Annotated in this window: 22 protein-coding genes and 2 pseudogenes; 14 read left to right on the top strand and 10 right to left on the bottom strand. The window is 69.5% G+C overall.

What is annotated here, in order from left to right:
* The first annotated feature begins 226 nt into the window (after nt 1–226).
* From IEZ01_RS15625 to IEZ01_RS15615, 3 genes are all read left to right on the top strand, one after another.
* Nucleotides 227–1,396, top strand: coding sequence for an LCP family protein (locus IEZ01_RS15625; protein ID WP_229832974.1), 1,170 nt, complete (start codon nt 227–229; stop codon nt 1,394–1,396).
* Nucleotides 1,397–1,617: 221 nt separating this feature from the next.
* Complete coding sequence (locus IEZ01_RS15620; RefSeq protein ID WP_189202163.1) at nt 1,618–3,360, top strand: LCP family protein; 1,743 nt, start codon at nt 1,618–1,620, stop codon at nt 3,358–3,360.
* Between the two features lie 51 nt (nt 3,361–3,411).
* Entirely contained in the window at nt 3,412–5,163 is a 1,752-nt protein-coding gene (locus tag IEZ01_RS15615) for an LCP family protein (protein ID WP_189202161.1), read from the top strand.
* A gap of 71 nt (nt 5,164–5,234) precedes the next feature.
* On the opposite strand, the gene IEZ01_RS15610 is transcribed toward IEZ01_RS15615, so the two are convergent.
* The gene (locus tag IEZ01_RS15610; protein ID WP_189202159.1) at nt 5,235–6,248 is read right to left on the bottom strand and encodes a glycosyltransferase family 2 protein; all 1,014 of its coding nucleotides are present in this window, start codon (nt 6,246–6,248) and stop codon (nt 5,235–5,237) included.
* A gap of 124 nt (nt 6,249–6,372) precedes the next feature.
* Here IEZ01_RS15610 and IEZ01_RS15605 point away from each other — a divergent pair, with 124 nt between their 5' ends.
* Nucleotides 6,373–7,842 carry an LCP family protein gene (locus IEZ01_RS15605; protein ID WP_444545486.1) on the top strand — a complete coding sequence of 490 codons (1,470 nt, stop codon included), beginning with the start codon at nt 6,373–6,375 and terminating at the stop codon, nt 7,840–7,842.
* Nucleotides 7,843–7,887: 45 nt separating this feature from the next.
* Here the strand turns inward: IEZ01_RS15605 and IEZ01_RS15600 are convergent, their stop codons facing one another.
* A complete protein-coding gene (locus IEZ01_RS15600) occupies nt 7,888–8,436 on the bottom strand; it encodes an acyl-CoA thioesterase (protein ID WP_028797599.1) in 549 nt (182 codons plus the stop codon).
* Nucleotides 8,437–8,557: 121 nt separating this feature from the next.
* On the opposite strand from IEZ01_RS15600, the gene IEZ01_RS15595 reads away from it, so the two are divergent.
* From IEZ01_RS15595 to IEZ01_RS15570, 7 genes are all read left to right on the top strand, one after another.
* Complete coding sequence (locus IEZ01_RS15595) at nt 8,558–9,835, top strand: LCP family glycopolymer transferase (protein WP_189202155.1); 1,278 nt, start codon at nt 8,558–8,560, stop codon at nt 9,833–9,835.
* 323 nt (nt 9,836–10,158) lie between these two features.
* Complete coding sequence (locus tag IEZ01_RS34950) at nt 10,159–10,416, top strand: hypothetical protein (protein WP_019886864.1); 258 nt, start codon at nt 10,159–10,161, stop codon at nt 10,414–10,416.
* The gene (locus IEZ01_RS15590) at nt 10,391–10,921 is read left to right on the top strand and encodes a DUF6879 family protein (protein WP_019886865.1); all 531 of its coding nucleotides are present in this window, start codon (nt 10,391–10,393) and stop codon (nt 10,919–10,921) included. The genes IEZ01_RS34950 and IEZ01_RS15590 overlap by 26 nt, the downstream gene beginning before the upstream one ends.
* A gap of 26 nt (nt 10,922–10,947) precedes the next feature.
* A complete protein-coding gene (locus IEZ01_RS15585) occupies nt 10,948–11,796 on the top strand; it encodes a helix-turn-helix domain-containing protein (protein WP_019886866.1) in 849 nt (282 codons plus the stop codon).
* Nucleotides 11,797–12,587: 791 nt separating this feature from the next.
* A complete protein-coding gene (locus IEZ01_RS15580) occupies nt 12,588–12,812 on the top strand; it encodes a DUF397 domain-containing protein (protein WP_019886868.1) in 225 nt (74 codons plus the stop codon).
* 80 nt (nt 12,813–12,892) lie between these two features.
* Entirely contained in the window at nt 12,893–13,360 is a 468-nt protein-coding gene (locus IEZ01_RS15575) for a hypothetical protein (RefSeq protein ID WP_019886869.1), read from the top strand.
* Nucleotides 13,361–13,397: 37 nt separating this feature from the next.
* Nucleotides 13,398–13,538, top strand: a complete 141-nt coding sequence (locus IEZ01_RS15570) for a hypothetical protein (RefSeq protein ID WP_189202153.1) — start codon at nt 13,398–13,400, stop codon at nt 13,536–13,538.
* Between the two features lie 199 nt (nt 13,539–13,737).
* On the opposite strand, the gene IEZ01_RS15565 is transcribed toward IEZ01_RS15570, so the two are convergent.
* Nucleotides 13,738–14,895, bottom strand: coding sequence for an acyl-CoA dehydrogenase (locus tag IEZ01_RS15565; protein ID WP_019886871.1), 1,158 nt, complete (start codon nt 14,893–14,895; stop codon nt 13,738–13,740).
* Between the two features lie 176 nt (nt 14,896–15,071).
* On the opposite strand from IEZ01_RS15565, the gene IEZ01_RS15560 reads away from it, so the two are divergent.
* Nucleotides 15,072–16,409 carry a UDP-glucose dehydrogenase family protein gene (locus tag IEZ01_RS15560; protein WP_019886872.1) on the top strand — a complete coding sequence of 446 codons (1,338 nt, stop codon included), beginning with the start codon at nt 15,072–15,074 and terminating at the stop codon, nt 16,407–16,409.
* Between the two features lie 3 nt (nt 16,410–16,412).
* On the opposite strand, the pseudogene IEZ01_RS15555 reads toward IEZ01_RS15560, so the two are convergent.
* The 4 genes and pseudogenes from IEZ01_RS15555 to IEZ01_RS15540 form a co-directional block, all read right to left on the bottom strand.
* A pseudogene (locus IEZ01_RS15555) lies at nt 16,413–17,033 on the bottom strand (helix-turn-helix transcriptional regulator); the annotation flags it as partial.
* A 122-nt stretch (nt 17,034–17,155) separates the two neighbouring features.
* Nucleotides 17,156–18,346, bottom strand: a complete 1,191-nt coding sequence (locus IEZ01_RS15550; protein WP_019886874.1) for a dipeptidase — start codon at nt 18,344–18,346, stop codon at nt 17,156–17,158.
* Nucleotides 18,343–18,864, bottom strand: coding sequence for a 5-(carboxyamino)imidazole ribonucleotide mutase (purE, locus tag IEZ01_RS15545; protein ID WP_078513532.1), 522 nt, complete (start codon nt 18,862–18,864; stop codon nt 18,343–18,345). The genes IEZ01_RS15550 and purE overlap by 4 nt, the downstream gene beginning before the upstream one ends.
* Nucleotides 18,865–18,869: 5 nt before the next feature.
* On the bottom strand, nt 18,870–20,039 hold the full coding sequence (locus IEZ01_RS15540) for a 5-(carboxyamino)imidazole ribonucleotide synthase (RefSeq protein ID WP_229832979.1): 1,170 nt from the start codon (nt 20,037–20,039) through the stop codon (nt 18,870–18,872).
* A gap of 187 nt (nt 20,040–20,226) precedes the next feature.
* On the opposite strand from IEZ01_RS15540, the gene IEZ01_RS15535 reads away from it, so the two are divergent.
* Nucleotides 20,227–20,745: a GtrA family protein gene (locus tag IEZ01_RS15535; protein ID WP_028797600.1), complete on the top strand. Its 519-nt coding sequence runs from the start codon at nt 20,227–20,229 to the stop codon at nt 20,743–20,745.
* Nucleotides 20,746–20,764: 19 nt separating this feature from the next.
* Here the strand turns inward: IEZ01_RS15535 and IEZ01_RS15530 are convergent, their stop codons facing one another.
* Together IEZ01_RS15530 and IEZ01_RS15525 are read right to left on the bottom strand one after the other, a co-directional pair.
* Complete coding sequence (locus IEZ01_RS15530; RefSeq protein ID WP_019886880.1) at nt 20,765–22,042, bottom strand: sensor histidine kinase; 1,278 nt, start codon at nt 22,040–22,042, stop codon at nt 20,765–20,767.
* A gap of 110 nt (nt 22,043–22,152) precedes the next feature.
* A complete protein-coding gene (locus tag IEZ01_RS15525; protein ID WP_019886881.1) occupies nt 22,153–22,830 on the bottom strand; it encodes a response regulator transcription factor in 678 nt (225 codons plus the stop codon).
* Between the two features lie 413 nt (nt 22,831–23,243).
* Here IEZ01_RS15525 and IEZ01_RS15520 point away from each other — a divergent pair, with 413 nt between their 5' ends.
* Entirely contained in the window at nt 23,244–24,767 is a 1,524-nt protein-coding gene (locus IEZ01_RS15520; RefSeq protein ID WP_189202149.1) for a peptide MFS transporter, read from the top strand.
* An 82-nt stretch (nt 24,768–24,849) separates the two neighbouring features.
* Here IEZ01_RS15520 and IEZ01_RS34945 read toward each other — a convergent pair.
* A pseudogene (locus IEZ01_RS34945) lies at nt 24,850–25,459 on the bottom strand (hypothetical protein); the annotation flags it as partial.

Raw genomic sequence — 25,459 nt, 5'->3', positions numbered from 1 at the left:
GCAGCCCCCGCACGGCCCGTGAGCTCGTTCACGGACCGTGCGCCCGAGCACGGGCCGTGAGACACCCCACGGCCCGTGAGCCCACCACGGTCCGTCACCGCTTGGCGGCCGCCCCGAAGTCCACCCGTCCGGCGCAATCGCCTGCCGAGTCCCCGGACCCAGGGGTCAGCTCCGGTACATGATCGGCGGTACGTACCCGAAGACGCCCGAAGGACGGACCCCGAACGTGACGGACAGTGCTGGCACGCCCCCCGAACCGGAAGCGGACAGCACCGAGTCCACCGACTCCGCCGACTCCGCCAAGCGCAAGCGGTACTGGCTCCGTTGGACCGCGCTCGGGGCCTCCGTCGTGCTGCTCGCGGCGGCCGGGGTCGGCTGGTGGCTCTACCGCAAGCTCGACGGGAACATCACCACGGACACCACGGCCGCCGCCGAACTGGAGCGGTACGAGAAGGAGCGCCCCACGTCCGTGGTGAAGGGGGCCCAGAACATCCTGGTGATCGGCTCCGACACGCGCTCGGGCAGCGGCAACACCAAGTACGGCCGCGACGGCGACACCCAGCGCTCGGACACGACGATCCTGGTGCATCTGGCCGCGGACCGCGGCAGTGCGACGGCCATGTCGATCCCGCGCGACCTGATGGTGACGATCCCCGGCTGCCGCAAGGCCGACGGGACCCGCACACGGGAGCAATGGGCCCAGTTCAACTCGGCCTTCGGGTTCGGTGGGGCGGCCTGCACGATCCGTACCGTCGAGAAGATGACCGGGATCCGGATCGATCACCACATGATCGTGGACTTCCACGGCTTCAAGAAGATGATCGACGCCGTGGACGGGGTGGAGGTCTGCCTCAAGAAGCCGGTCAACGACGCCGACGCGCGTCTGAAGCTGCCGGCCGGGCGCCACACGCTCCGCGGGGAGCAGGCGCTGGGTTTTGTACGGGCCCGGAAGACGCTGGGCGACGGCAGTGACACCGAGCGGATGGAACGCCAGCAGCAGTTCCTCGGGGCGCTGGTCAACAAGGTGCAGAGCAACGGCGTGCTGCTCAATCCGACCAAGCTGTATCCGGTGCTGGACGCGGCGACGAAGGCGCTGACCACCGACCCGGGGCTGGACTCGTTGCGGGATCTGTACGAGTTGGCGCGCTCGATGCGCAGCGTACCGACGGAAAAGGTGCAGTTTCTGACTGTTCCTAGGAAACCGTACGCATGGAATCCGAACCGGGACGAATTGGTGCAGCCCGCTGCGGACGCCCTCTTCAAGCGGCTACGGGAGGACACGCCGGTCGAGGTCGACCCGGAGGGCGGAGCCGGCCGCAGACCCGCCGGCGCATGGAACTCCACGCCGTCGCCCACGTTCTCGGGGCGGAACGCGGCGGAAGGCGCCTGCGCGTAAAGCGATGACCAAACCGGCGTAACCCTTCCATGACGTTTGGGTGGTATGCCCGGTTGTAAGGGGCGTGGAATTTGTCACGGACGTCGCCCCGCGCTGAACTGGGCGGATAGTGTGACGCGATCCGGTGCGCCGACCGTCTGGTCGCGCACTCCCGGATCGAAAGACCGAGCGCCTGACGGGGGAGGCGCCTCGCGTGGCACCGACGGAGGACTCAAGCAACCGTGGACGCGCACAGCCGTGGACGGGCGGAGGAGATCGACCCCGCCGACCAGTGGGTGCTCAACCCGCAGACCGGTAGTTACGAACTGCGACTGGACCATTCCGCTGGGCAGTCGCCCGCTTCCCGGCCGCGCGGAGCAGGCGCCACGGCGTCCGGCCGCGGCAGGACCTCCGACGTCCCCGGCTCCCGCGGCAGGAGCGCCGAGGTTCCCGGCCAGCGCAGGCGCCGCCCGTCGGGCGGTGGCTCCGACGGCCCGCCGCCGGGCTCGGGCCGCCGCAAGCGCAAGCCGCAGAAGTCCCGTAAGAAGAAGGTGCTCCTGTGGACCGGCGGTGTCACGGCCTTTGCGGTCGTGGCGGGCGCCATTGGCGTGTACGCCCTCTACGAGCACTTCGACGGGAACATCCAGACCGTCGACATCGCCGGCGCGGGCAGCGGCGGGTTCAAGAAGGACCAGCCGGTCAACATCCTGGTGATCGGCACGGACAAGCGGACCGGCGACGGCAACGGCGGCTACGGCGACAAGAACAGCCCCGGCCACGCCGACACCACGATCCTCTTCCATGTCTCCAAGGACCGGACGAACGCGACCGCGCTCTCCATCCCTCGCGACATGATCACCGACATCCCGGACTGCCCCACCAAGCAGCCGGACGGCTCCACCAAGACCATTCCCGGCCAGCGGGGACAGCGGTTCAACGTCTCGCTCGGCCAGAGCGGCCGCGACCCGGGCTGCACCATGCGTACGGTGAAGGAGCTGACCGGGCTTCAGGTTGACCACTTCATGATGGCCGACTTCAACGCGGTGAAGGAGCTGACCACGGCCGTCGGCGGCGTCAAGGTCTGCCTGGCCAAGCCCGTCGACGACGAGAAGTCGCATCTGAAGCTGCCGGCCGGTGAGTCGATCATCCAGGGCGAGCAGGCGCTGGCCTTCGTCCGTACCCGCTCCAGCTTCGGCAACAAGAGCGACCTCGACCGGATCAAGATCCAGCAGCAGTTCCTCAGTTCGATGATCCGGCAGATGAAGTCGAGCGAGACGCTGACCAGCCCCGCCAAGATGTACGGGCTCGCGGACGCCGCCACCAAGGCGCTCACGGTCGACTCGGGGATAGGCAGCATCAAGATGCTCACGAGTCTCGCCCAGGAGCTGGGCAAGATCGACCCGAAGAACATCACCTTCGCGACCGTGCCGGTGGTCGACAACCCGGCCGAGAAGGTCAAGGCGACCGTCGTCCTCGACGAGTCCAAGTCCGAGCCGCTGTTCGCGATGATGCGCTCCGACACCTCGCTCACCGAGGTGAAGAAGAAGGAGCAGGACGCCAAGAACGCCCAGGCGAGCGCTCAGGCGGCGCTGCTCGCAGGGCCGCGTTCGACGGCCTCGGCGGTCCGGGTCGACGTCTACAACGGCAGCGACACCCGGGGTGCGGCCCAGTCGACGATCAACTGGCTGCAGAACGACATGGGCGTGTCCCGGTCGACGAACAAGAGCAACGCCCCGGCGAAGGTGGCGAAGACGACGCTGGAGTACGCGCCGAACCAGGCGGACCAGGCCCGCAAGCTCGCGGACATGATGGGGCTGCCGGCCACGGCCCTCAAGCCGGGCAAGGTGAACGCCGAGGGGCTGCAGGCGATGACCCTGACCCTGGGCGCGGACTTCAAGGGGGCGGGGGTCCCCCTCACCGGACCGGCGAAGGCGCCGGAGGGTGTGCAGAAGGTGGAAGCCGACAAGCAGGTGTGTGCCAAGTGATCCGGAGATGCTGGATCATGGAACGCATCTGAACGACAGGGGGATCCAGGGGTGGGACAGAGCAGCGTGCGCGGGGAAGGGACACGGAAACGTGTCTCGCGCGCCCGCGACCTCGGCTGGGACGACAGTCTCTACGCCGAAGGCGCCGACGGGAACGTGCCGTCGCAGCGCGAGGGATCGGGCGGCGGCGGCCGCTCCGGACGGGGTGGCAGCGGGGGCGGCGGTGACCGCGGTCCCGGTGGCGGCGGCCGCAGCAGGGGCCGCCGCCGCGGCAATCCGCGCCGTCGTGCGCGCAGCGGCAAGCGACGGATATTCCGCTGGATCGCGATCGTCCTCTCGCTGCTGATACTTGGCACGGCGGGCGCCGGCTATCTGTATTACCAGCACCTCAACAGCAATATCCGCAGCGGCGGACGGGCCGGTGGCGAAAGCGGCGTGAAGAAGCCGAACGCCAACGGCAACACCGCCCTCAACATCCTCCTCATAGGTTCCGACAGCCGCGCCAAGGCGGAGAACGTCGCGCTCGGCGGCGGCCGGGACCTCAAGGACGCGAAGCCTCTGGCGGACGTGCAGATGCTGCTGCACATATCGGCGGACCGGAAGAACGCCTCCGTCATCAGCATTCCGCGGGACACGATGGTCCAGGTCCCGGAGTGCAGGGACGACAAGGGCGAGACGTACCGGTCCTCCTTCTCCCCCATCAACGAGACCCTCCAGCGGGGCGGTCCGGGCTGCACGCTCACCACCTGGGAGAGCATCACCGGCGTCTACGTCGACCACTGGATGATGATCGACTTCGCGGGTGTGGTGTCGATGGCGGACGCCATCGGCGGCGTCAAGGTCTGTGTGGAGCACGGCGTCTGGGACCGGCCCACGCGGCAGGTCAAGGGCGGCTCCGGTCTGAAGATCCCCGCGGGCGACAACATCATCAAGGGCGAGGACGCGCTCAAGTGGCTGCGTACCCGGCACGCCTTCTACAGCGACCAGGGCCGTTCCAAGGCCCAGCACATGTACATGAACTCGATGATCCGCACGCTGAAGTCCCAGAGCGTGTGGACGGACACCGGGCGCCTGATGGACCTGGCCGAGGCCGGCACGAAGGCGCTGCAGGTCTCGGAGGAGATCGGCACGGTCAAGGGTCTGTTCGACGTGGCCATGCAGCTCAAGGACGTGCCGACCAACCGCATCACGATGATGACGATGCCGGCCGCCGAGTGGTCCCAGAACAAGAACAAGCTGGTGCCGGTCGAGAAGGACGCCGACAAGCTGTGGGCGATGCTCCGTGAGGACGTCGCCTTCGACAAGAACGGCAAGCCCGCCGACGCCAAGCCCTCGACGGCGCCGTCCACGCCGGCCGGACCGGCCGCGGCCGCGCCGAACACCCTCGGTGTCACGGTCGTCAATGGCACCGGTGGCGGCGGCGAGGCGTCCATCAAGGGCCGGGCCGGACGGCTGAAGGACGTCCTGCGCGGTAAGGGCTTCACCCAGGCGTCGGCCTCGCAGAGCGGTGAGCCGCGCAAGGACACGGTGGTGCGGTACGCGCAGAAGGACGGCGCGCAGGGCAAGGCCGACGCGCTCTCCGTGGCGACGGCCCTCGGCATCCCGCCGACCGCGGTGCGGGCCGACGCGAAGGCGGAGGGCCTCACGCTGGTGATCGGCGCGGACTGGCGGGAGGGTGACACCTTCGCCAAGCCGAAGCCGGTGGAGGGCGACCTGCCGGAAAACGTCGAGGCGAGCAACGGCGCCGACGAGAGCGGCTGCATGCCCGTGTACGAGCCGTACCGCTGGAACGGCAAGGACTGACCCCGGCAGCGCATGAAGGAGGCCGCCCGGTGCGTGACGCACCGGGCGGCCTCCTTTTGGTACAGGTGCCGTCAGACCGTGGCCTTGACCGCCGGACGGCGGCTCGCGATGACCTTCCGTGCCAGGGAGCGGGGGCTGGTCAGGAAGCCGTACCCCCACGACATGTGCATCGTGGCGAGCGCCACGGGGATCTGCAGCCGGGCCTTCAGCGCCAGGCCCTTGCCCGCCGGGACCGAGCCCGCCGTGATCGCGGCGAGGTAGCCGGCGGGGACGACGAAGCCGAGCGGGGTGAGCGTCGCGCCGACCACGACGCCCGCGGCGATCGCGCAGACCGCGGCCGGCGGGGCGAGGTAGCGCAGGTTGATGGAGCCCTGGTGGTAGCGGGCGACCACATGGCGCCAACGGCCGTAGTCCTTGTACTGCTTGGCCAGGGCGCGGACGCTCGGCCGGGGGCGGTACTGGACCCGCAGCTCGGGCGAGAACCAGATCAGGCCGCCCGCCTCGCGGATGCGGAAGTTCAGCTCCCAGTCCTGGGCGCGGATGAACTCCTCGTTGTATCCGCCCTGTTGCTCCAGGGCCTCGCGGCGGAAGACACCGAGGTAGACGGTCTCGGCGGGGCCCGCCGCGCCGCCGGTGTGGAAGGCGGCGTTGCCGACGCCGATCTTGGAGGTCATGGCGGCCGCGACCGCGTCCTCCCAGGCGTTCTCGCCCTCGGCGTGCATGATCCCGCCGACGTTCTGCGCGCCGGTCTCCTCCAGGAGACGGACCGCGGTGGCGATGTAGTTGGGCGAGAGCATGCCGTGACCGTCGACCCGGACCACGATCGGATGGCGCGAGGCCTTGATCGCGGCGTTCAGGGCCGCGGGCGTGCGCCCGGTGGGGTTGGGGACGGTGTGGACCCGGGGGTCCTCGCGGACGAGCTCGGCGGCGATCTCGTCCGTACGGTCCGTGGACGGACCGAGCGCGATCACCACCTCCATCTCGCCGTCGTACTCCTGCTCGAGGATGTGACGGACCGAGTTGCGCAGATGCCGCTCCTCATCGAGGACCGGCATGATCACGGAGACAGGGGGCATGGCGTTCATCGGGCGCCACGTTACCGCGAACGGGGGACACAGGCGCGCGCCGCCGGGGGCGCCGTACTCGGCTGCTGATCGTATGGGCCTACGGTTCTTACGGTTCTCCCCGACCCGCGGAGGTGTCCCCCCAGTGCCCGCACCGCCCCGCCCGCACCGCCCCCGGCCGGCACCCGCCCGTACCGCCCCGGCGGCGGCGCGGCGGCCCAGACGAGGCGGGCGGCCCCGCTGGGGCATGCGGATGGCGACCGGCCTGTCGGTGCTGGTGCTCGCGGCGGGCGGCATCGGGCACGCGGTGGTGACCAGCCTGGACACCGGCATCGACCGGATCGACCCGTTCAAGGACATGAAGAACCGGCCCCAGGCCGGTCATGGCACCAACATCCTGGTCGTCGGCACCGACGGCCGCGACAAGATCGGCCCGGCGGAGAAGGAGAAGTACCGGCTGGGCGGGGCGCCCTGCCACTGCACCGACACGGTGATGCTGGTGCACATCTCCGAGGACCGGGAGCGCGCCAGCATCGTGAGCCTGCCACGTGACTCGTACGCGATGATGCCCGAGCACACCGACGCCACCAGCGGCAAGCACCACCAGGCCCATCCGGTGAAGCTGAACGCGGCCTACGCCGAGGGCGGCCCCGCGCTGACCGTGCGGACCGTGGAGAACATGACCCGGGTCAAGATCGACCACTATCTGGAGGTCGACTTCACCAGCTTCATGCGGACCGTCGACGCCGTCGGCGGGGTACGGATCTGCACGACGCGTCCGATGAAGGACAAGTACTCCGGCATCGACCTTCCGGCCGGCACCCACCAGCTGAACGGCGGCCAAGCGCTCCAGTACGTCCGCTCGCGCCATGTCGACGGCGCCTCCGACCTGGGCCGGATGCAGCGCCAGCAGCGGTTCCTGGCAGCGCTGCTCCACCGGCTGACCAGCAGCGGGGTGCTGCTCAACCCGGTGAAGTTCCAAGCGGTGGCCACCACCATGATGAGCTCGGTCCGGGCCGACCAGGGCTTCGGCACACAGCAGATGCTCGCCCTCGCCAAGGCGATGCGGGGCTTCACCCCGGCGTCGTCGGAGTTCACCTCCGTGCCGGTCGCTGATGTGAGCCACCCGGTGAAGGGGATCGGCTCGACGGTGAAGTGGGACCCGGTGAAGTCCCGCAGGCTCTTCCAGGCGCTGCGCGACGACCGGCCGCTCGCCCGGCACGGCACCCGCCGACCCGGGACCGCGAAGCTGGTGGAGGTGTCACCGCGGCAGATCCGGGTGCAGGTCTTCAACGGCACCCGTACGAACGGGCTCGGCCGCCGGATCGACACGGCGCTGCGCGCGACCGGCTTCAACACCACCCAGGCCCCGCTGAACGCCGGGGGCCCCATCCGCTCGCGCACGGTGGTCGCCTACGACCCGCACTGGGACCGCTCGGCGAAGTCGCTGGCCACGGCGCTGCCCGGGTGCGAGATGAAGGCCGTGACCGGGCAGGGGCCGACGCTGAAGGTGACGGCCGGCACGGACTACAAGGGGGTCACGCCGGTCCGCGCCGAGGATCCTCAGGCCGGGGAGTTCGGCGCGGTCACCGGCGACCAGGTGGTGTGCTCGTAGGAGCGGAGTGCTCGTAGGCGGTGCGCTCCTGGCAGCGGGGCCCGGTCAGTCCTCGTAGCCCTCGGCGGCGCGGCGCTCGCGCAGTTCCTTGATCGCGCGGCGCCGGGCGAGCCGGTGCGTGCGGCGGATCTGGGCCTCCTGGTAGCGGCGCTTGTCCCGGTCGGTCTCGGGGATGACCGGGGGGACGGTCCGCGGCTTGCCGTCGGCGTCGACGGCGGCGAAGACGAGGTAGGCGCTGCCGACTTGGGTGGGGGGCGTCGACTCGTTCCAGCGCTCGGCGAGGACGCGTACGCCGATCTCCATGGAGGAGCGGCCGGTCCAGTTGCACTGCGCGCGGACGTGCACCAGGTCTCCGACCCGGACGGGCTCCAGGAAGACCATCTCGTCCATGGAGGCGGTGACGGCGGGGCCGCCGGAGTGGCGTCCGGCCACGGCGCCCGCCACGTCGTCGACCAGCTTCATGATCACGCCACCGTGGACCGTACCGAGGAGATTGGTCTCGCTCGCCGTCATGATGTGGCTGAGGGTCGTCCGGGACGCCGAGGTGGGTTTGCCCGGAATATCGCTCTCCGGGCGTGGAGCCTGATCTGTCATGCCCTCCACCCTATTCATTTCTGTTCATTACCGATCGCATTGCATCAGCTTCGCTACAGGCCTGCTCCGATACCCCACCCACCCTGTCAGCGGCGCGAAGGGGGCCTGCACACTGGTCCGCATGAATGACTGGCCCGATGGACGTGACCGCGGTTATGGCCGCGGCGGTGGCGGCGCGGACCCCGAGGGTGCCCGGGTGATGCGCCATGTGCAGCGCCCGCAGGTCCCCCAGCAGCCTCCGCAGTACGACGACGGTTACGGCCGCGGCCAGCAGCCGGCTCCGTCGTACGAGGGGTACGACAGTGGGTACAACACGGGCCAGGTCTACGGCACCCCTCAGGGGCCCGGTGGCGGGCAGGGCGGTGGCCGGGGCACGGTCCCGCCGCCGCGCGGTCCGCAGCCCTCGTACCCGGGGGCGGCCCCGGACTGGCGCAAGCGGATCAAGGTCGGCTCGATCGTGCTCGTGACGGCCGTGCTCGCCTGGGGCGTCGGTACGTACGCGTGGGCGAGCTCGCAGATGCGCAACGAGGTCGACCTCGCGAAGGTGATCGAGCGCCCGAAGGAGGGCGACTGCACGACGTATCTGATCGTCGGCTCGGACAGCCGTGAGGGCATGACGAGCGAGGAGAAGAAGAAGCTGCACACCGGCTCCGCCGAGGGCAAGCGGACCGACTCGATGATGATCCTGGCCGCCTGCGGCAGCGGCAACACCATGATCTCGCTGCCGCGTGACTCCTGGGTGACGATCCCGTCCTTCGTCGGCTCGGAGTCGGGCAAGAAGTACCAGGCGCGCGGCGGCTCCAAGCTGAACGCCGCGTACGCCATGGACGGACCCGAACTCCTGGTCCGTACGGTCGAGTTCAACACCGGGCTGCGGATCGACCACTACGCCGAGATCGGTTTCGCGGGCTTCGCGAACATCGTGGACGCGCTCGGCGGTGTCGAGATGGACATCCCGAAGGCGTTCAAGGACAAGAAGTCCGGCGCCGACTTCCAGGCCGGCAAGCAGACCCTCAACGGCGAGCAGGCGCTGGCCTTCGTCCGGACGCGGTACGCGTTCGCGGAGTCGGACCTGGCGCGGACGAAGAACCAGCAGAAGTTCCTGTCGGCCCTGGCGAACCAGGCGGCGACGCCGAGCACGATCGTCAACCCGTTCACGCTCTACCCGACGCTGGGCGCGGGCCTGGACACACTGATCGTGGACAAGGACATGTCGCTCTTCGACCTGGGCCAGATGTTCTTCGCGATGAAGGGCATCAGCGGCGGTGACGGTACGTCGATGAACATCCCGATCTCGGGGACGGCGCCGCAGGGTTCGCTGAAGTGGGACATGCCGAAGGTGAAGCAGCTGGTGAGCCAGATCCAGAACGACGAGAAGGTCACCGTCACGGAGAAGTGACACGGAAATGGCCCCCGGCACAGCGCCGGGGGCCTTTTCGCGAAGTTGCCGTTACGGCAGGTTGCGCGCCATGACGATGCGCTGGACCTGGTTCGTGCCCTCATAGATCTGGGTGCTTCGCGGGCATCTGACGCTGACCTGCACGGGGACCCCTCATATGGGCTTCCCAGGATTCCTCCATGATCACCCGTCTGTCTCCCGGTCAGACCGGGTGTGGTGTCGGCTACCCGTACTAGGGGGCTCCGGCGGCCCCTTGACACCCCTGCGGTGCAGGGGCGACGCTCGTGCAAGTTGGCGTAAGCCACTCGACGCCGGAGGCAGTCATGGCACTACGGTTCATCGGGATCGATCCAGACACCGGGCAGCAGGGCTCCCCCACCGTATGGGTGGACGAGGAGAGGGGAGAGCTGGTGCTCCAGGGCTGGAAGCCAGACAGGAGGCTGGAGGCGGAGTGCGCAGCGTTCGAGGTTCCCGGGCACGCTCCGGGCATCCCGCCGCACGAAGCCGTGATCCGGATTCCGGCCCGTATGGTGCCGATGCTCAGGAAGGCGTGCGATGTCGCAGAACGAGCCGGGCTTTGACGAGCTGCTGGCCGCAGCCAAGCACTCGGCTGTGCACCTGGAGCTGCGCGACTCGTACGGCGTCGGGGATGAGGCCGAGGACTTCGAGACCTGGAAGCGGACGGGCCAACGCGACATCGACCCGGCGTCCACCTACTGGGCACCGTGGGTTGATTTGATTCGCAGTACGGTGACCCGAGGCGTGGTCGTCCGCCGTGCCCGCGTCGTATCAGAACCGGTGACGGATTACATCCGGTACGAGCACGCCGGCACCGTGGTCAACCTCCACGCCGGGGAGCAGGTCCGCTGGCTGCCCAGGCGGCAGGCTTCGGACATCGCGCTTCCCGGAAACGACTGCTGGGTGTTCGACGGAGAGATCGTGCTCTTCAACCATTTCTCCGGGGATGGGAACTGGTCCGAGCCTGGCTGGGAGGTTCGTTCCGAACCCGCCGTGGCACGACTGGCCTCGGCTGCATTCGAGGCAGTCTGGGAGCATGGCATCCCGCACGAGAAGTACACGGTCTGACCTGACGGAAAACGAAGAGCCCACTCATGTCTGCGTCCCCCTCGTCCAGCGCCCAGGCCGCCCGTGAAGCCATCGCCGCCCGTCTCGGGGGCCTACGCAAAGACGCGGAGCTGACTGGGCATGAGTTGGCTCTTCGGTGCGGCTGGAGTCCCGCGAAGTCGTCCCGCATTGAGCGGGCCAAGACCCCGGCGTCGGCCGCCGACATCCGCGCCTGGTGCAAAGCGTGCGGAGCAGAGGACCAGACAGACGACCTGATCGCGGCGAACCGCCAAGCCGACCAGATGTACGTCCACTGGCAAAAGCTGCACCGACACGGCATGCGCCGGGCGCAGGAGGAGGTTGTCCCTCTTTACGAGCAGACGCGCCACTTCCGCGTGTACTGCTCGAACGTAGTGCCGGGCATGCTCCAGACCGAGGCGTACGCGGCAGCTTTGCTATCGACCATTGCCGCCTTTCAAGGTACCCCTGACGACTCGCAGACGGCGGCAGCATCCCGAATCGAACGCTCACGCGTGCTCCATGACGGCAACCACCGCTTCGCTCTCCTGTTGGAAGAGACGGTGCTCCGCTATCGCATCGGCGACGCTGCCGCCATGGCTGGACAGCTCGGCTACCTGTTGGCTGTCATGGCGCTTCCGAACGTGAGCCTCGGGGTAATCCCTTTCACGGCCCAGCGGCTTGTCTGGCCCTTGGAAGCCTTCTATCTCTTCGACGGCCGCCAAGCGAGCGTGGAGCTGCTCACGGCCGCAGTGAACGTCACGGCGCCCAGCGAGGTTGCCACGTACGCCAAGGCGTTCTCAGAGCTGTCCAAGCTCGCTGTCTACGGTGCACCCGCCCGGGCTCTGATCTCGGATGCGATCACCTCCCTCGGTTAGTTCGTATGCAAGCTCGTGCAAGACCGTGGCCTGCTCCGTTCCTCGGTTTCTAGGGTCATTCCATCGACCTCGGAGGCGATCGGGAGGGCGCGGCGTCATGAAGACGGAACCGAATCGGTGGCAGGAAGAGCCGCTGGTGCTGCCTATGCGGGCGGAGCGGCCCCGGCCTCGTCCCGTGCCGGGTTGCCCCGAGTGCGGGCGGCTGGGCCGGCTTCGGAAGGCAGCGGGGTGGAGGGCGACGGTACGACGGTGGCGGACTGCAACATCCTGCTCCGGATGCACGGGACCGGGCACTGATGGACATGCAGACGTGGAGAGATGCGAGAACTCAGGCCACGGATGCGGCGGAGTCCATACGCGCGGCACTCGCTGCCCTGGGCGTACCGGAGAGCGCCTGGTGCAGCGTCCGGCCCGTGGTGACGCACATCGGGCATGCGTACGTGCACCTGGGCATGATCCGCGCTGATGCGGTCGAACAGATCGCAGAGGCGCTGCGGGTGCCATCGGCTCCCTGAGCCGATCACAGAATCCTGTTACCGCCGCCCTCCCGGCGGGCGGCAGGTAGTCCCCCGATCGACAAGCCGTTGAGCAGAGACAGGACGTGTCTCGTCTGGGTTGACGTGCCCAGGCTCCGGCCCGGTCCGCCCCTTGACTGGGGGTGCCGCCCTGGGCGGTGAGGGCAACCGCTTCGGACCTGGGGAAGCCGAAGCACCCATTCGGGACTTCCGTCCGTCGCGGGCGGGGGACGGCCGGCTCTGTTCGGCCGTACGGCAGATCAGGAAGGCACGACGATGACCGACCTGTACGGGCTCTCCATCGAGGGAGCCGAGTTCTCGAAGGCATGCGGAGGCAGCACGCACCCGGACGGCGAGGCATGCGTGACCCTCGCCAAGATCGGCCCGGACGCGTGGGCCATGGGTGACAGCAAGCGGCCGGACGCCGAGCCGCTGCGGTTCACCACGGCGGAGCTGGACGCGGCGGGCATCGACCCCGCGCGGTTCGACCTCTCCGCCTGATCCCTGAGCACCACCTGACTGACGGCCCCGCCCACACGCCGACGGGCGGGGCCGTCGCCATTCCCCGAAACGGAGCGGCAGTGCACCACCACGGTTACGCATGGGTCGGAGAGAAGAAGGCGTTCGACAACGAGAGCGTCCGGCGACCGCCGCCGGAGCACGCTCCGCCCGTGGGAATCGACGAGGCGTTGAGGGAGCGCTACCGCAATGCGGTGGCCGACTTCCCGGCAACGGGCGTTCCTCCGATTCAGACGGCTCACTGGCTGATGAAACCGGCCTCCATGGTGCGGAGCACATGGAAGGAACCGAAGGAAGCTGGGGAGTGGCTCGGCCTCCAGCTGGCGGAGTTCGCACCACGATTCGCAGTGGAGGCGGATCGGGAGGTGACTCGGCTGGTCCTTCTGGTCAAGGCTGCAGTGGAACGGCTGACCTGGGGTGGGGACGTGTCCCTGGGGCACTACCTGAACGGAACCGTCTTCCATTCGGTCGCCCTGGTGACCTGTTCCCCGAACCGTTCCAGCCCCGAACTGCCGTGCCCGCTGAGGTAGTCGAACGGGCGTCCCTGAGAACGACGTGGCCAACTGGATGGGGCACAGCAGCACGGACGTGCTCCGGGAGCACTATCACTACATCTTCGAAGGGGCCGAGCAGCGCGGACGTGCAGCCATCGCAACCATGCTGACCCTCGGCGTGGACGACCCCACCGAGCGGGCCGAAGTCGCCTGACCCAGCCCATACGGAAGGCCCCCGGCATTACGCCGGGGGCCTTGTCGTTTTTGCAGCTCAGCACCGTTTTCAGCCCAGGTTCCGCCCAGGATTTCCCCAGCATGACGCCCAGGAAGGGCCGGAACGGGCTCGAACGGACCGGAAGCCGACCGCCCGCCCCCCGATCATCCGAGACGGCGGCTGACCTGCGGAAAGCCAGCTACGGCAGGTTGCGCGCCATGACGATGCGCTGGACCTGGTTCGTGCCCTCGTAGATCTGGGTGATCTTGGCGTCGCGCATCATGCGCTCGACCGGGTAGTCACGGGTGTAGCCGTAGCCGCCGAGCAGCTGGACGGCGTCCGTGGTGATCTCCATGGCGACGTCGGAGGCGAAGCACTTGGCCGCGGCGCCGAAGAAGGTGAGGTCGCCGTCGACGCGCTCCGACTTGGCGGCGGCCGAGTACGTGAGCTGGCGGGCGGCCTCCAGCTTCATCGCCATGTCGGCGAGCATGAACTGGACGCCCTGGAAGTCGGCGATCGGCTTGCCGAACTGCTTGCGCTCCTGGACGTAGCCCTTGGCGTAGTCGAGGGCGCCCTGCGCGATACCGAGGGCTTGGGCCGCGATGGTGATGCGGGTGTGGTCCAGGGTCTTCATCGCCGTGGCGAAGCCGGTGCCCTCCGCGCCTATCATGCGGTCGGCGGGGATGCGGACGTTGTCGAGGTAGACCTCGCGGGTCGGCGAGCCCTTGATGCCGAGCTTCTTCTCGGGCGCGCCGAAGGAAACGCCCTCGTCGCCCTTCTCCACGACGAAGGCGGAGATGCCCTTCGAGCGCTTCTCCGGGTCGGTCACGGCCATGACCGTGTAGTACTCGGAGACGCCGGCGTTGGTGATCCACCGCTTGACGCCGTTGAGCACCCAGAAGTCGCCGTCACGGACGGCCTTCGTCTTCATGCCGGCGGCGTCGGAGCCCGCGTCCGGCTCGGAGAGGCAGTACGAGAACATCGCGTCGCCCTTGGCGAGCGGCCCCAGGTACTTCTTCTTCAGCTCCTCGGAGCCGGAGAGGATCACGGGCAGGGAGCCGAGCTTGTTCACGGCCGGGATCAGGGAGGAGGACGCGCAGACGCGGGCCACCTCCTCGATCACGATGACCGTGGCGAGGGCGTCGGCGCCGGCGCCGCCGTAGTTCTCCGGGACGTGGACGGCATGCAGGTCGGAGGAGACCAGCGCGTCCAGCGCCTCCTGCGGGAAGCGGGCCTCCTCGTCCACCGCGGCGGCGTACGGAAGGATCTTGGCCTCGGCGAGCGAGCGGACGGTGTCCCGGAGCATGTCGTGCTCTTCGGACGGGCGGTACAGGTCGAAATCAGCGGAACCCGCCAAGGTCTCTCACTCCCCAAAGACGCTAACTACCGTTAAGTAACCCAAATTTTAGTGGGCTCCGGTGCGCCAGGCATACGTGAGCTTGCTGACAGCCGCCGCCCGCGCCTGATCTGCCCCGCTCAGCGCCCGACTATGCTCGTCCGCGCACTCCTCCCCCGTACCCCCTGGAGCACCGCATGGCCCTGAAGATCACCGTGATCGGCACCGGTTACCTCGGCGCCACGCACGCAGCGGCCATGGCGGAACTGGGCTTCGAGGTGCTGGGCCTCGACGTGGTGCCCGAGAAGATCGAGATGCTGGCCTCGGGCCGGGTCCCGATGTTCGAGCCCGGCCTGGAGGAGCTGCTCGCCAAGCACGTCGCGGGGATCGAGGGCTCGACGGGACGCCTGCGCTTCACCACCTCCTGGGAGGAGGTCGGCGCCTTCGGCGACATCCACTTCGTCTGTGTGAACACGCCGCAGAAGCACGGTGAGTACGCCTGCGACATGTCGTACGTCGACTCCGCCTTCGCCTCGCTCGCGCCGGTGCTGCGCGACGGCGCGCTGGTCGTCGGCAAGTCGACCGTGCCGGTCGGCTCGGCCGAGCGGCTCGCCGCGCTCCTCGCCGAGCGGGCTGCCGAGGGTGTGGAGCTCGCCTGGAACCCGGAGTTCCTGCGCGAGGGCTTCGCCGTCCAGGACACCCTGCACCCGGACCGGATCGTCGTCGGAACCGCCAGCGAGCGGGCGGAGAAGCTGCTGCGCGAGGTGTACGCGGTGCCGGTCGGGGAAGGGTCGCCGTTCGTCGTGACGGACTTCCCGACGGCGGAGCTGGTGAAGACCTCCGCCAACTCCTTCCTCGCCACCAAGATCTCCTTCATCAACGCGATGGCGGAGGTCTGCGAGGCCGCCGGTGGTGATGTGGCGAAGCTGGCGGAGGCGATCGGGTACGACGAGCGGATCGGGTCGAAGTTCCTGCGGGCCGGTATCGGCTTCGGCGGCGGATGCCTGCCGAAGGACATCCGGGCGTTCATGGCGCGCGCCGGTGAGCTGGGCGTGGACCAGGCGCTGACCTTCCTGCGGGAGATCGACTCCATCAACATGCGGCGCCGCGGCCAGATGGTCGAGATGGCGCGGGAGGCGCTCGGCAACGGCTCCTTCCTGGGCACGCGGGTGGCGGTGCTCGGCGCGACGTTCAAGCCCGACTCGGACGACGTACGGGACTCGCCCGCGCTGAACGTGGCCGGCCAGATCCACCTCCAGGGCGGCCAGGTCACGGTCTACGACCCGAAGGGCATGGACAACGCCCGCCGCCTCTTCCCGACGCTCGGCTACGCCGACACGGCCCTGGACGCCGTACGGGGCGCGGACATCGTGCTGCACCTGACGGAGTGGCGCGAGTTCCGCGAGCTGGACCCGGCGGAGCTGTGCGAGGTCGTGGCGTCGCCGGTGGTCCTGGACGGGCGCAACGCCCTGGACGGCGTGCGCTGGCGCGAGGCGGGCTGGACGTACCGGGCGATGGGCCGCCCGCGGGCCTGACCCCTACGGTGCGGCGGTGCGGCGCTGGTGGGCGCCGGGCGTGTAGCCGTACGACCGGCGGAAGACGTCGATGAACGCGCTGGTGGACGACCAGCCGCAGCGGTGGGCGACCGTGGTGACCGGCAGGCCGTCGGCGAGCATCCGCAGCGCGTGGTAGAGCCGCACCTGGGTGCGCCATTGAGGGAACGTCATGCCCAGCTCCCGCCGGAAGAGGCGGCTGAGGGTGCGTTCCCCGGCTCCGGTCGCGGCGCCGAGGGCCGCCAGGGTGCGCGGGTCCGCGGGGTCCTCGCCCAGCAGGGCGCAGACCTCCACGAGGCGCGCGTCGGTGGGCGTCGGCAGTTGGACGGGCTGCTGCGGGGAGGCGCGCAGCTGGTCGAGGAGGACCGCGTGCAGCCGCCGCCGCTCCGGGGTGTCCTCCTGGGGACCACGGGTGCAGGCGAGGATCAGCTCGCGCAGCAGCGGGCCGACGGCGAGGACGGTGGGGGCGTCGAGTCCGAGCGGGTTGGTGTCGGCCGGCAGGCCGAGCAGGTGCAGTTCGAGCCGGCCGTGCGCGCGGTGCGCGTGGACGCAGCCCGCGGGCACCCAGATGGCGCGGTTGCCGGGGGCGAACCAGGTCCCCGTCGAAACCCTGACGGGCCCGGGGGCTCCGCCCCCGAACCCCCTGAGCCGCGGACCCCGCGCGGGCGGGGCGGACCCGCCCGCGCGACGCGGGCCGTTGCAGCCCCGGGGCGCAGCCCCCGCCGCCCCTACCCGTCCAGCTCCTCCAGCGTCGCGTTCGACGGGCCCCGCCTCGCGCTGACCGCCCTCGCCGCGTCCTCCGCGTCGCGGAGGACGCGGACCGCGTTGTGCCAGGTCAGTTTCGCCAGGTCGTGGTCGGACCAGCCGCGGGAGAGGAGTTCGGCGATCAGGGTCGGGTACGTCGAGACGTCCTCCAGGCCCTCCGGGGTGAAGGCCGTGCCGTCGTAGTCGCCGCCGATGCCGATGTGGTCGATGCCCGCGACCTCGCGCATGTGGTCCAGGTGGTCCGCGACCGTGGACGGGGTGGCCAGGGGGCGGGGGCGGGATGCCTCGAAGGCGTGGTGGACCTTCATGGCGCGTTCCGTCGTGTCCAGGGGGTGCAGACCGTGCGCGCGCATGTTCTCGTCCGCGCGGTGGGTCCATTCCACCGCCTCCGGCAGGATGAACTTCGGGACGAACGTCGCCATCGCCACACCCCCGTTCGCCGGGAGCTGGGCGAGCACGTCGTCGGGGATGTTCCGAGGGTGGTCGCAGACCGCCCGCGCCGACGAGTGGGAGAAGATCACCGGCGCTTCCGCGACCGCCAGCGCGTCCCGCATCGTCGTCGCCGCCACGTGCGAGAGGTCCACCAGCATGCCGAGGCGGTTCATCTCGCGGACGACCTCGCGGCCGAACGCGGACAGGCCGCCCACCCCTGGCTCGTCCGTCGCCGAGTCCGCCCACGCGATGTTGTCGTTGTGCGTGAGCGTCATGTAGCGGACGCCGAGCGCGTACAGCGCCCGCAGCGTCGCCAGCGAGTTGGCGATGGAGTGGCCGCCCTCCGCACCCTTCAGGGAGGCGATACGGCCCGAGGCACGCGCCGCCTCCATGTCGTCCGCTGTGAGCGCGGGCGCGAGGTCCGCCGGGTACCGGGCCAGGAGCTGGTCGACGGCGTCGATCTGCTCCAGCGTCGCGCTGACCGCCCGGTCGCCGGCCAGGTCGCTGCGTACGTACACCGACCAGAACTGCGCACCGACCCCGCCCGCCCGCAGCCGGGGGATGTCGGTGTGCAGCCGTCCGGTCTGGTCCGTGGCCAGGTCCCGCCGGTCCAGGTCGTAGCGGACCTGCTCGCGCAGCGCCCACGGCAGGTCGTTGTGGCCGTCCACCACGGGGTGCTCGGCCAGCAGTGCGCGCGCCCGGGCCAGGTGATCCTGGGTCACTTGGCGAAGCCGAACGCCGCCGAGCCCTCGACCTTGGCCCTCAGCCGCTTGCCCTTCTCCGTCGCCTGCTCGTTCAGCTCCTGCTGGAAGTCCTGCATCCGGGCCAGCAGGTCCGCGTCCGAGGTCGCGAGGATCCTCGCCGCCAGCAGACCGGCGTTACGGGCCCCCGCCACGGACACCGTCGCCACTGGCACACCCGCCGGCATCTGGACGATCGACAGGAGCGAGTCCATGCCGTCCAGGTACTTCAGCGGGACAGGGACGCCGATCACCGGCAGCGGGGTGACCGAGGCGAGCATGCCGGGCAGATGCGCCGCCCCGCCCGCGCCCGCGATGATCGCCTTGAGACCGCGCCCGGCGGCCTGCTCGCCGTACGCGACCATCTCGCGCGGCATCCGGTGCGCGGAGACGACGTCGACCTCGTAGGCGATCTCGAACTCGTCGAGGGCTTGGGCCGCGGCCTCCATGACCGGCCAGTCGGAGTCCGACCCCATGACAATGCCAACGACAGGGCTCATGCTGGTCACTCGACGATTGTTCCTCTCAGATAGCCGGCGGCGTGACGGGCGCGCTCCAGCACGTCGTCGAGGTCGTCGCCGTAGGTGTTGACATGCCCCACCTTGCGGCCGGGCTTCACGTCCTTGCCATACATATGGATCTTGAGCTGGGGGTCCCGGGCCATGCAGTGCAGGTACGCGGCGTACATGTCGGGGTAGTCGCCCCCCAGAACATTGCACATGACCGTCCACTTCGCCCTCGGGCGGGGGTCGCCCAGGGGAAGGTCGAGGACGGCCCGGACGTGGTTGGCGAACTGCGAGGTCACGGCGCCGTCCTGGGTCCAGTGCCCGGAGTTGTGCGGGCGCATCGCCAGTTCGTTGACGAGGATCCTGCCGTCGGTGGTCTCGAAGAGCTCCACGGCGAGGTGGCCGACGACCCCGAGCTCCTTGGCCACCCGCAGCGCCAGCTGCTGGGCCTGGCCCGCCAGCTCCGGGTCGAGGTCGGGCGCCGGGGCGATCACGGTGTCGCAGACACCGTCGACCTGGCGGGACTCCACCACGGGGTACGCGACGGCCTGGCCGTGCGGGGAGCGGACGATGTTCGCCGCGAGCTCGCGGACGAAGTCCACCTTCTCCTCGGCGAGGACCGGGACACCGGCGAGGAAGGGGTCGCGGGCCTCCTCCTCGGAGCGTACAAACCACACCCCCTTGCCGTCGTAGCCGCCGCGCACGGTCTTCAGGATCACGGGGAACCCCCCGGCCCTCCCGTCGCCCGGCCACCGCCCCTCATCGAGGCGCTGCGCGCCACTCACCTCTCTCGCGAAGGCCGCCGCGTCGGCGGGGTCCTTCACGATGCGGTGGCGGGGGCTCGGCACGCCGATCTCGTCGAGCTTGGCGCGCATCACCCCCTTGTCCTGGGCGTGCACCAGCGCGTCGGGCCCCGGGCGGACGGGAATGCCGTCCGCCTCCAGGGCCCGCAGGTGTTCGGTCGGGACATGCTCGTGATCGAAAGTGATCACATCGCAGCCGCGCGCGAAGTCACGCAGCGTGTCCAGGTCGCGGTGGTCGCCGATGACGACCTCGCTCACCACCTGGGCCGCCGAGTCCTGCGGGGTGTCGCTGAGGAGCTTGAACTTGATGCCGAGGGGGATGCCCGCCTCGTGGGTCATACGGGCGAGCTGGCCGCCGCCGACCATGCCGACTACCGGGAACGTCACCCTCTTAGGGTATCCGCCGAGTCGCGACGCTCAGAATCCTGTGCTTTGTCACAGGTCCGCCACGCGTTTGAAGCCGCCCCCAGGCGAGGGCGCGGGGGGCTGGTTAGCATGGCTTGGTTGACGGGACCCCGTTGACGGAACCGACCGGACGGGCTGAGCAATCACCATGAGTGAACGAAGCGCACTGCGTGTGCGGCTTGATCAGCTCACGCGCGAGTTCGCCAAGTTCGGCGCGGTAGGTGGTGTCGGGCTCCTGGTGGACCTCGGCGTGTTCAATCTCGTACGCCATCTCACCGATCTCCCGGTCGTCCGGGCGAGCATCATCGCCACGGTCGTCGCGATCGGTTTCAACTACCTGGGCTTCCGTTACTTCACGTACCGGGACCGCGACAAGAGCGGCCGGACGAAGGAGCTGTCGCTCTTCTTCCTGTTCAGCGTCATCGGTCTGGTGATCCAGAACGGGGTGCTCTACGCGGCGACGTACGGCTTCGGCTGGGACACCCCGCTGCAGAGCAACGTCTTCAAGTTCCTCGGCATCGGGATCGCGACCCTGTTCCGGTTCTGGTCGTACCGCACCTGGGTCTTCCGCGCGCTGCCCGCGCGTGAGGCGGTCCAAGCGGCTGAATCGTTCCTGGAGCAGCGCGGCCCCGCCTCGCGGGCGGCCGAGCCCGACCGGGTCGGCTGACCCCCCGCTTCCACCGCTCTCAGCGGACCGTACGGGGCTCTTCCTCGTCGCGGCCGCGCACCTCACGGCTGAGGAAGAGCGCGAAGACCGGCGGCTGCTGCTGGAGGAGTTCCAGCCGCCCGCCGTCCGCCTCGGCCAGGTCACGGGCGACGGCGAGGCCGATGCCGGTGGAGTTGCGGCCGCTGATGGCCCGCTCGAAGATCCGCGCGCCGAGGTCCGCCGGGACGCCCGGCCCCTCGTCGGTGACCTCGATCACGGACTGGTTGCCGGTGACGCGGGTGCGCAGGGCGACCGTGCCGCCGCCGTGCATGAGTGAGTTCTCGATGAGCGCCGCGAGCACCTGGGCGACCGCGCCCGGAGTGCCGACCGCGCGCAGACCGACCTTCCCGGAGCGGACGATCGCCCGGCCCGCGCTGCGGTAGACCGGCCGCCACTCCTCGATCTGCTGCTTGATGACCTCGTCGAGGTCGAAGGCGACCGCGGAGCCGGTCCGGGGGTCGCGGGCGTTGGTGAGCAGCCGCTCCACGACGTCGGTGAGCCGCTCCACCTGCGTGAGCGCGACCATCGCCTCTTCCTTGACGGTCGCCAGGTCGTCGGTGAGCGAGACCTCCTCCAGCCGCATGGACAGGGCGGTCAGCGGCGTACGGAGCTGGTGCGAGGCGTCCGCGGCGAGCCGGCGTTCGGCGGTGAGCATCCGGGCGATCCGCTCGGCGGAGGCGTCCAGGACGTCGGCGACCCGGTCCAGCTCGGGCACGCCGTACCTCTTGTGCCGGGGCCGTGGGTCGCCGGAGCCGAGCCGTTCGGCGGTCTCGGCGAGGTCGGTGAGCGGGGAGGCGAGTCTGTTGGCCTGGCGTACGGCGAGCAGGACGGCCGCGATGACGGCGAGCAGCGCCACCGCGCCGATGATCAGCAGGGTGCGGCCGACCTCGGTGGTGATCGTGGACCGGGACTCCTCGACGGTGACGGTCACCCCCCGCTCGCCGTCGGCGGAGCCCCGGATCACGCTGCCCTCGGGGCGGGTGCCGATCTCGATCGCGGCCCGGCCGGGGATCGTGATCAGCGCGTACCGCTTGGCGCCGGGTCCTCGGCTCTGCTCGGTGAGGATGTCGGGGGTGACCGGCTCCCCGCCGACGAGCCGGCTGTCGACGATGCTGGCCAGCCGTACGGCCTCGGTGTCCACGCTCTCCTGGGCGCTGGAGGAGATGGTGCGGGTCTCGACGATGACGAGGGAGACCCCGAACACGGCGATGACGACGAGCACCACGGCGAGCGTGGAGTTGATGAGCCTGCGGCGCACGGGTCGGTCCTCCGGACGGGGTGACGGTCTTCCCCGTCGAGCCTAGGCCCCCGGCGAGGCGACCCCTCCAGAGCCGGCCCGTCCCGGACCGGCGCCGGCTCTTCCCGGTCCTAGCTCTTCTCGAAGCGGAAGCCCACTCCACGGACGGTCGCGATGTACCGCGGGTTCGCGGCGTCGTCGCCGAGCTTCTTGCGGAGCCAGGAGATGTGCATGTCGAGCGTCTTGGTCGACGACCACCAGGTCGTGTCCCAGACCTCCCGCATCAGCTGGTCGCGGGTGACGACCCGGCCGGCGTCCCGGACCAGGACCCGCAGCAGGTCGAACTCCTTCGCCGTCAGCTGGAGCTCCTCGTCGCCCATCCAGGCGCGGTGCGACTCGACGTCGATACGGACGCCGTGCGTGGCGGGGGCGGGGGCCGGTTCGGTGGCGCCGCGCCGGAGCAGGGCCCGGACGCGGGCGAGGAGTTCGGCGAGCCGGAACGGCTTGGTCACGTAGTCGTCGGCGCCGGCGTCGAGTCCGACAACGGTGTCGACCTCGTCGGCACGGGCCGTCAGAACCAGGATCGGGACCGTGTGCCCCTCGGAGCGCAACCGCCGGGCGACCTCCAGGCCGTCCATGCCGGGCAGCCCCAGGTCGAGCACGACGAGATCGACTCCGCCCTGCAGACCGGTGTCGAGGGCGGCCGGCCCGTCCTCCCTCACCTCGACCTCGTATCCCTCTCTCCGCAGGGCGCGGGCCAGCGGTTCCGAGATGGATGCGTCGTCCTCGGCGAGCAGTACACGGGTCATGGGGTGATGGTAGTCCGCACGGTCCGCAGCCCGTGGGGTGATCCGTCATGCCTGCGGGAGAGGGATGAGAACCTTACGTACACCTGGGAATCAGCGGGGTTGGTTCCAGCGACACCTGTGATCCATCTCTCAAGTCCTTCCATATCCGGCACTGTCGTGACGTAAGGTGGCCAGGCACTAAACGGGGACCTTTGGCCTACTTCGGTAGGCCAGGGGTCTCTTTTGTGCGCAAGGCAGGCTTTGCCAGTCTTACGCATGGTGAAAGACCTCTGGGCCGGGCTCCGTGACGCGATGGTGCGTCCGGTGCGTGGATCCCGGTGCGGAGTGCCGACAGCGCTCCGGCCGGTGCCGGCCTCCCCCACCGGGCGTGACAGCTCACGAAGCGGCGCGTCCCGAGCAAGCAAGGATCGACCATGGCGTCCAGCCTGACGAAGGACTCGGCCAGTACCACCGGCTCCGAGAAGACCTTCTTCGGCCACCCCCGCGGCCTGGCCACTCTCTTCATGACCGAGATGTGGGAGCGCTTCTCCTACTACGGCATGCGTGCCCTTCTCGTGTACTACCTGATCTCGGGTGGTGTGGACGGGAAGGAAGCCGGCCTCATGGGCGGCGGCCTCGCCATGGACCTGGCCACGGCCACGGCTATCTACTCGGTCTACGTCTCCATGGTCTATCTGATGGCCATGCCGGGCGGCTGGTTCGGTGACCGCGTCTGGGGCGCCCGCAAGACCGTCGCCATCGGTGGCGGCGTCATCATGGCGGGCCACTTCGCGCTCGCCGTGCCGGGCCAGGCGATGTTCTTCGCCGGTCTCGCGCTGGTCGCAGCCGGTTCGGGTCTGCTGAAGGCCAACATCTCGACGCTGGTCGGCCACCTGTACGACGGCCCCGAGGACCCGCGCCGTGACGGTGGCTTCACGCTCTTCTACATCGGCATCAACCTGGGTGCCTTCGTCGCTCCGTTCGTCATCGGCACCGTCGGTGAGAGCGTCAACTGGCACTACGGCTTCGCGCTCGCCGGTGTCGGCATGGCGCTGGGTCTGGTCCAGTTCCTGATCGGTACGAAGAACCTGAGCCCGCAGAGCAGCGTCGTCCCGAACCCGCTCACCGCCGAGGAGCGCAAGGGCGTCCTCGTCAAGGTGGTCGGCACGGTCCTCGCCGTCGCCGTCTTCTACGCCGCCGTCGTCGGCATGGGCCTCTTCACCCTGAACTGGGCGCTGGTCCCGATCACCCTCGCCGGTCTGATCATCCCGATCGCCGTGCTCGCCCGGATCAAGCGCGACAAGGACCTGTCGTCCACCGAGCAGTCGAAGATGAACGGCTACATCTGGTTCTTCGTGGCCGCCGCCATCTTCTGGATGATCTACGACCAGGGCGGCTCGACGCTGTCGGCGTTCGCCAAGACGAACACCGCGGGCGAGGTCTTCGGCATCGGCTTCCCGGCCACCTGGTACCAGTCCCTGAACCCGCTGTACGTCATGGCGCTGGCCCCGGTCTTCGCCTGGCTGTGGCTGTGGCTGGCCCGTAAGAACCAGGAGCCGAACACCATCGTGAAGTTCGCGATGGCCCTGGTCCTGGTCGGTGCCTCGTTCTTCGTCTTCGTCGTGCCGATGGGCATGGCCGGTGACGGTACGAAGGTCAGCCCGATGTGGCTGGTGTCGATCTACATGATCCAGACGATCGGTGAGCTCTGCCTCTCCCCCGTCGGCCTCTCCGTGACCACGAAGATGGCTCCGGCGAAGTACGGCAGCCAGATGCTGGGTGTCTGGTTCCTCGCGGTGACCGCAGGCGACTGCACCACCGGTCTGCTCGCCATCGCGGGTGTCGACCTCAACGGCACAAGCGTGATCGCGATGGAAGCGCTGCTCGCCGTCGCGGCCGGCTTCGCGATCTGGATGTACCGCAAGAAGGTCCAGGCGCTCATGGGAGAGGTTCACTGACCCCCTGACACGCCAGGAAGGGCCGCCGCACCGGGTTCGGTGCGGCGGCCCTTCGCCGTACGCGCGCTTCTGAGCAGGGCCGTCAGCGACGCAGCCGGGCCCACGGGGTGAAGGTGAACACGGCGCCGCCGAGCAGGATGACCGTGCCCGCGACCAGCGCGAGGGCGCGCAGGGCGCCGTCGTCCTCGGCGCCGGTGTTGGCCAGCCCGCCGCCGGAGCCCGATCCCCCGCCGGAGCCGGAGCCGCCGCCGGTCGTCGTGTCGCCGCCGCCCGCGGCGCCGCCGTCCTGCTTGCTGGTGTCGAGTTCGAGTGAGGCCTGGACGGCGCCCTTGACCTGGCAGGGGATCACGATCGGCGAGCCGCCGAGCGAGACGTTGATGGTCAGGGTGCCGGGGCTGAGGGTCGACTTGCCGGTGGCTCCCGGCTTGTACGTGCCCTTCATGTCCGGCAGGTCGACCGGCTTGCCCTGCTCCAGCGGGGCGGGGTTCGCCGGGCCCTCGACCTTGACGGTGCCGCTGTCGGCGCCGCCGAGCTTGACCGCCATGGAGGGCTTGAGCGCTCCGGCGGGCAGCGGGGCGGGGCTGTTCATGACGCCCTTGGCGGTCTTGACCGTGAGGTCGTAGCTTCCGCCGTTCTTCTTGGCGTTGATGGTCACCTTGGAGGTGATGTTCGCCGGGCCGGGCTGCTGGCAG

This window comes from Streptomyces purpureus (assembly GCF_014648195.1).
Lineage (GTDB): Bacteria > Actinomycetota > Actinomycetes > Streptomycetales > Streptomycetaceae > Streptomyces > Streptomyces purpureus.
This window is presented reverse-complemented; position numbering and strand designations above follow the sequence as displayed.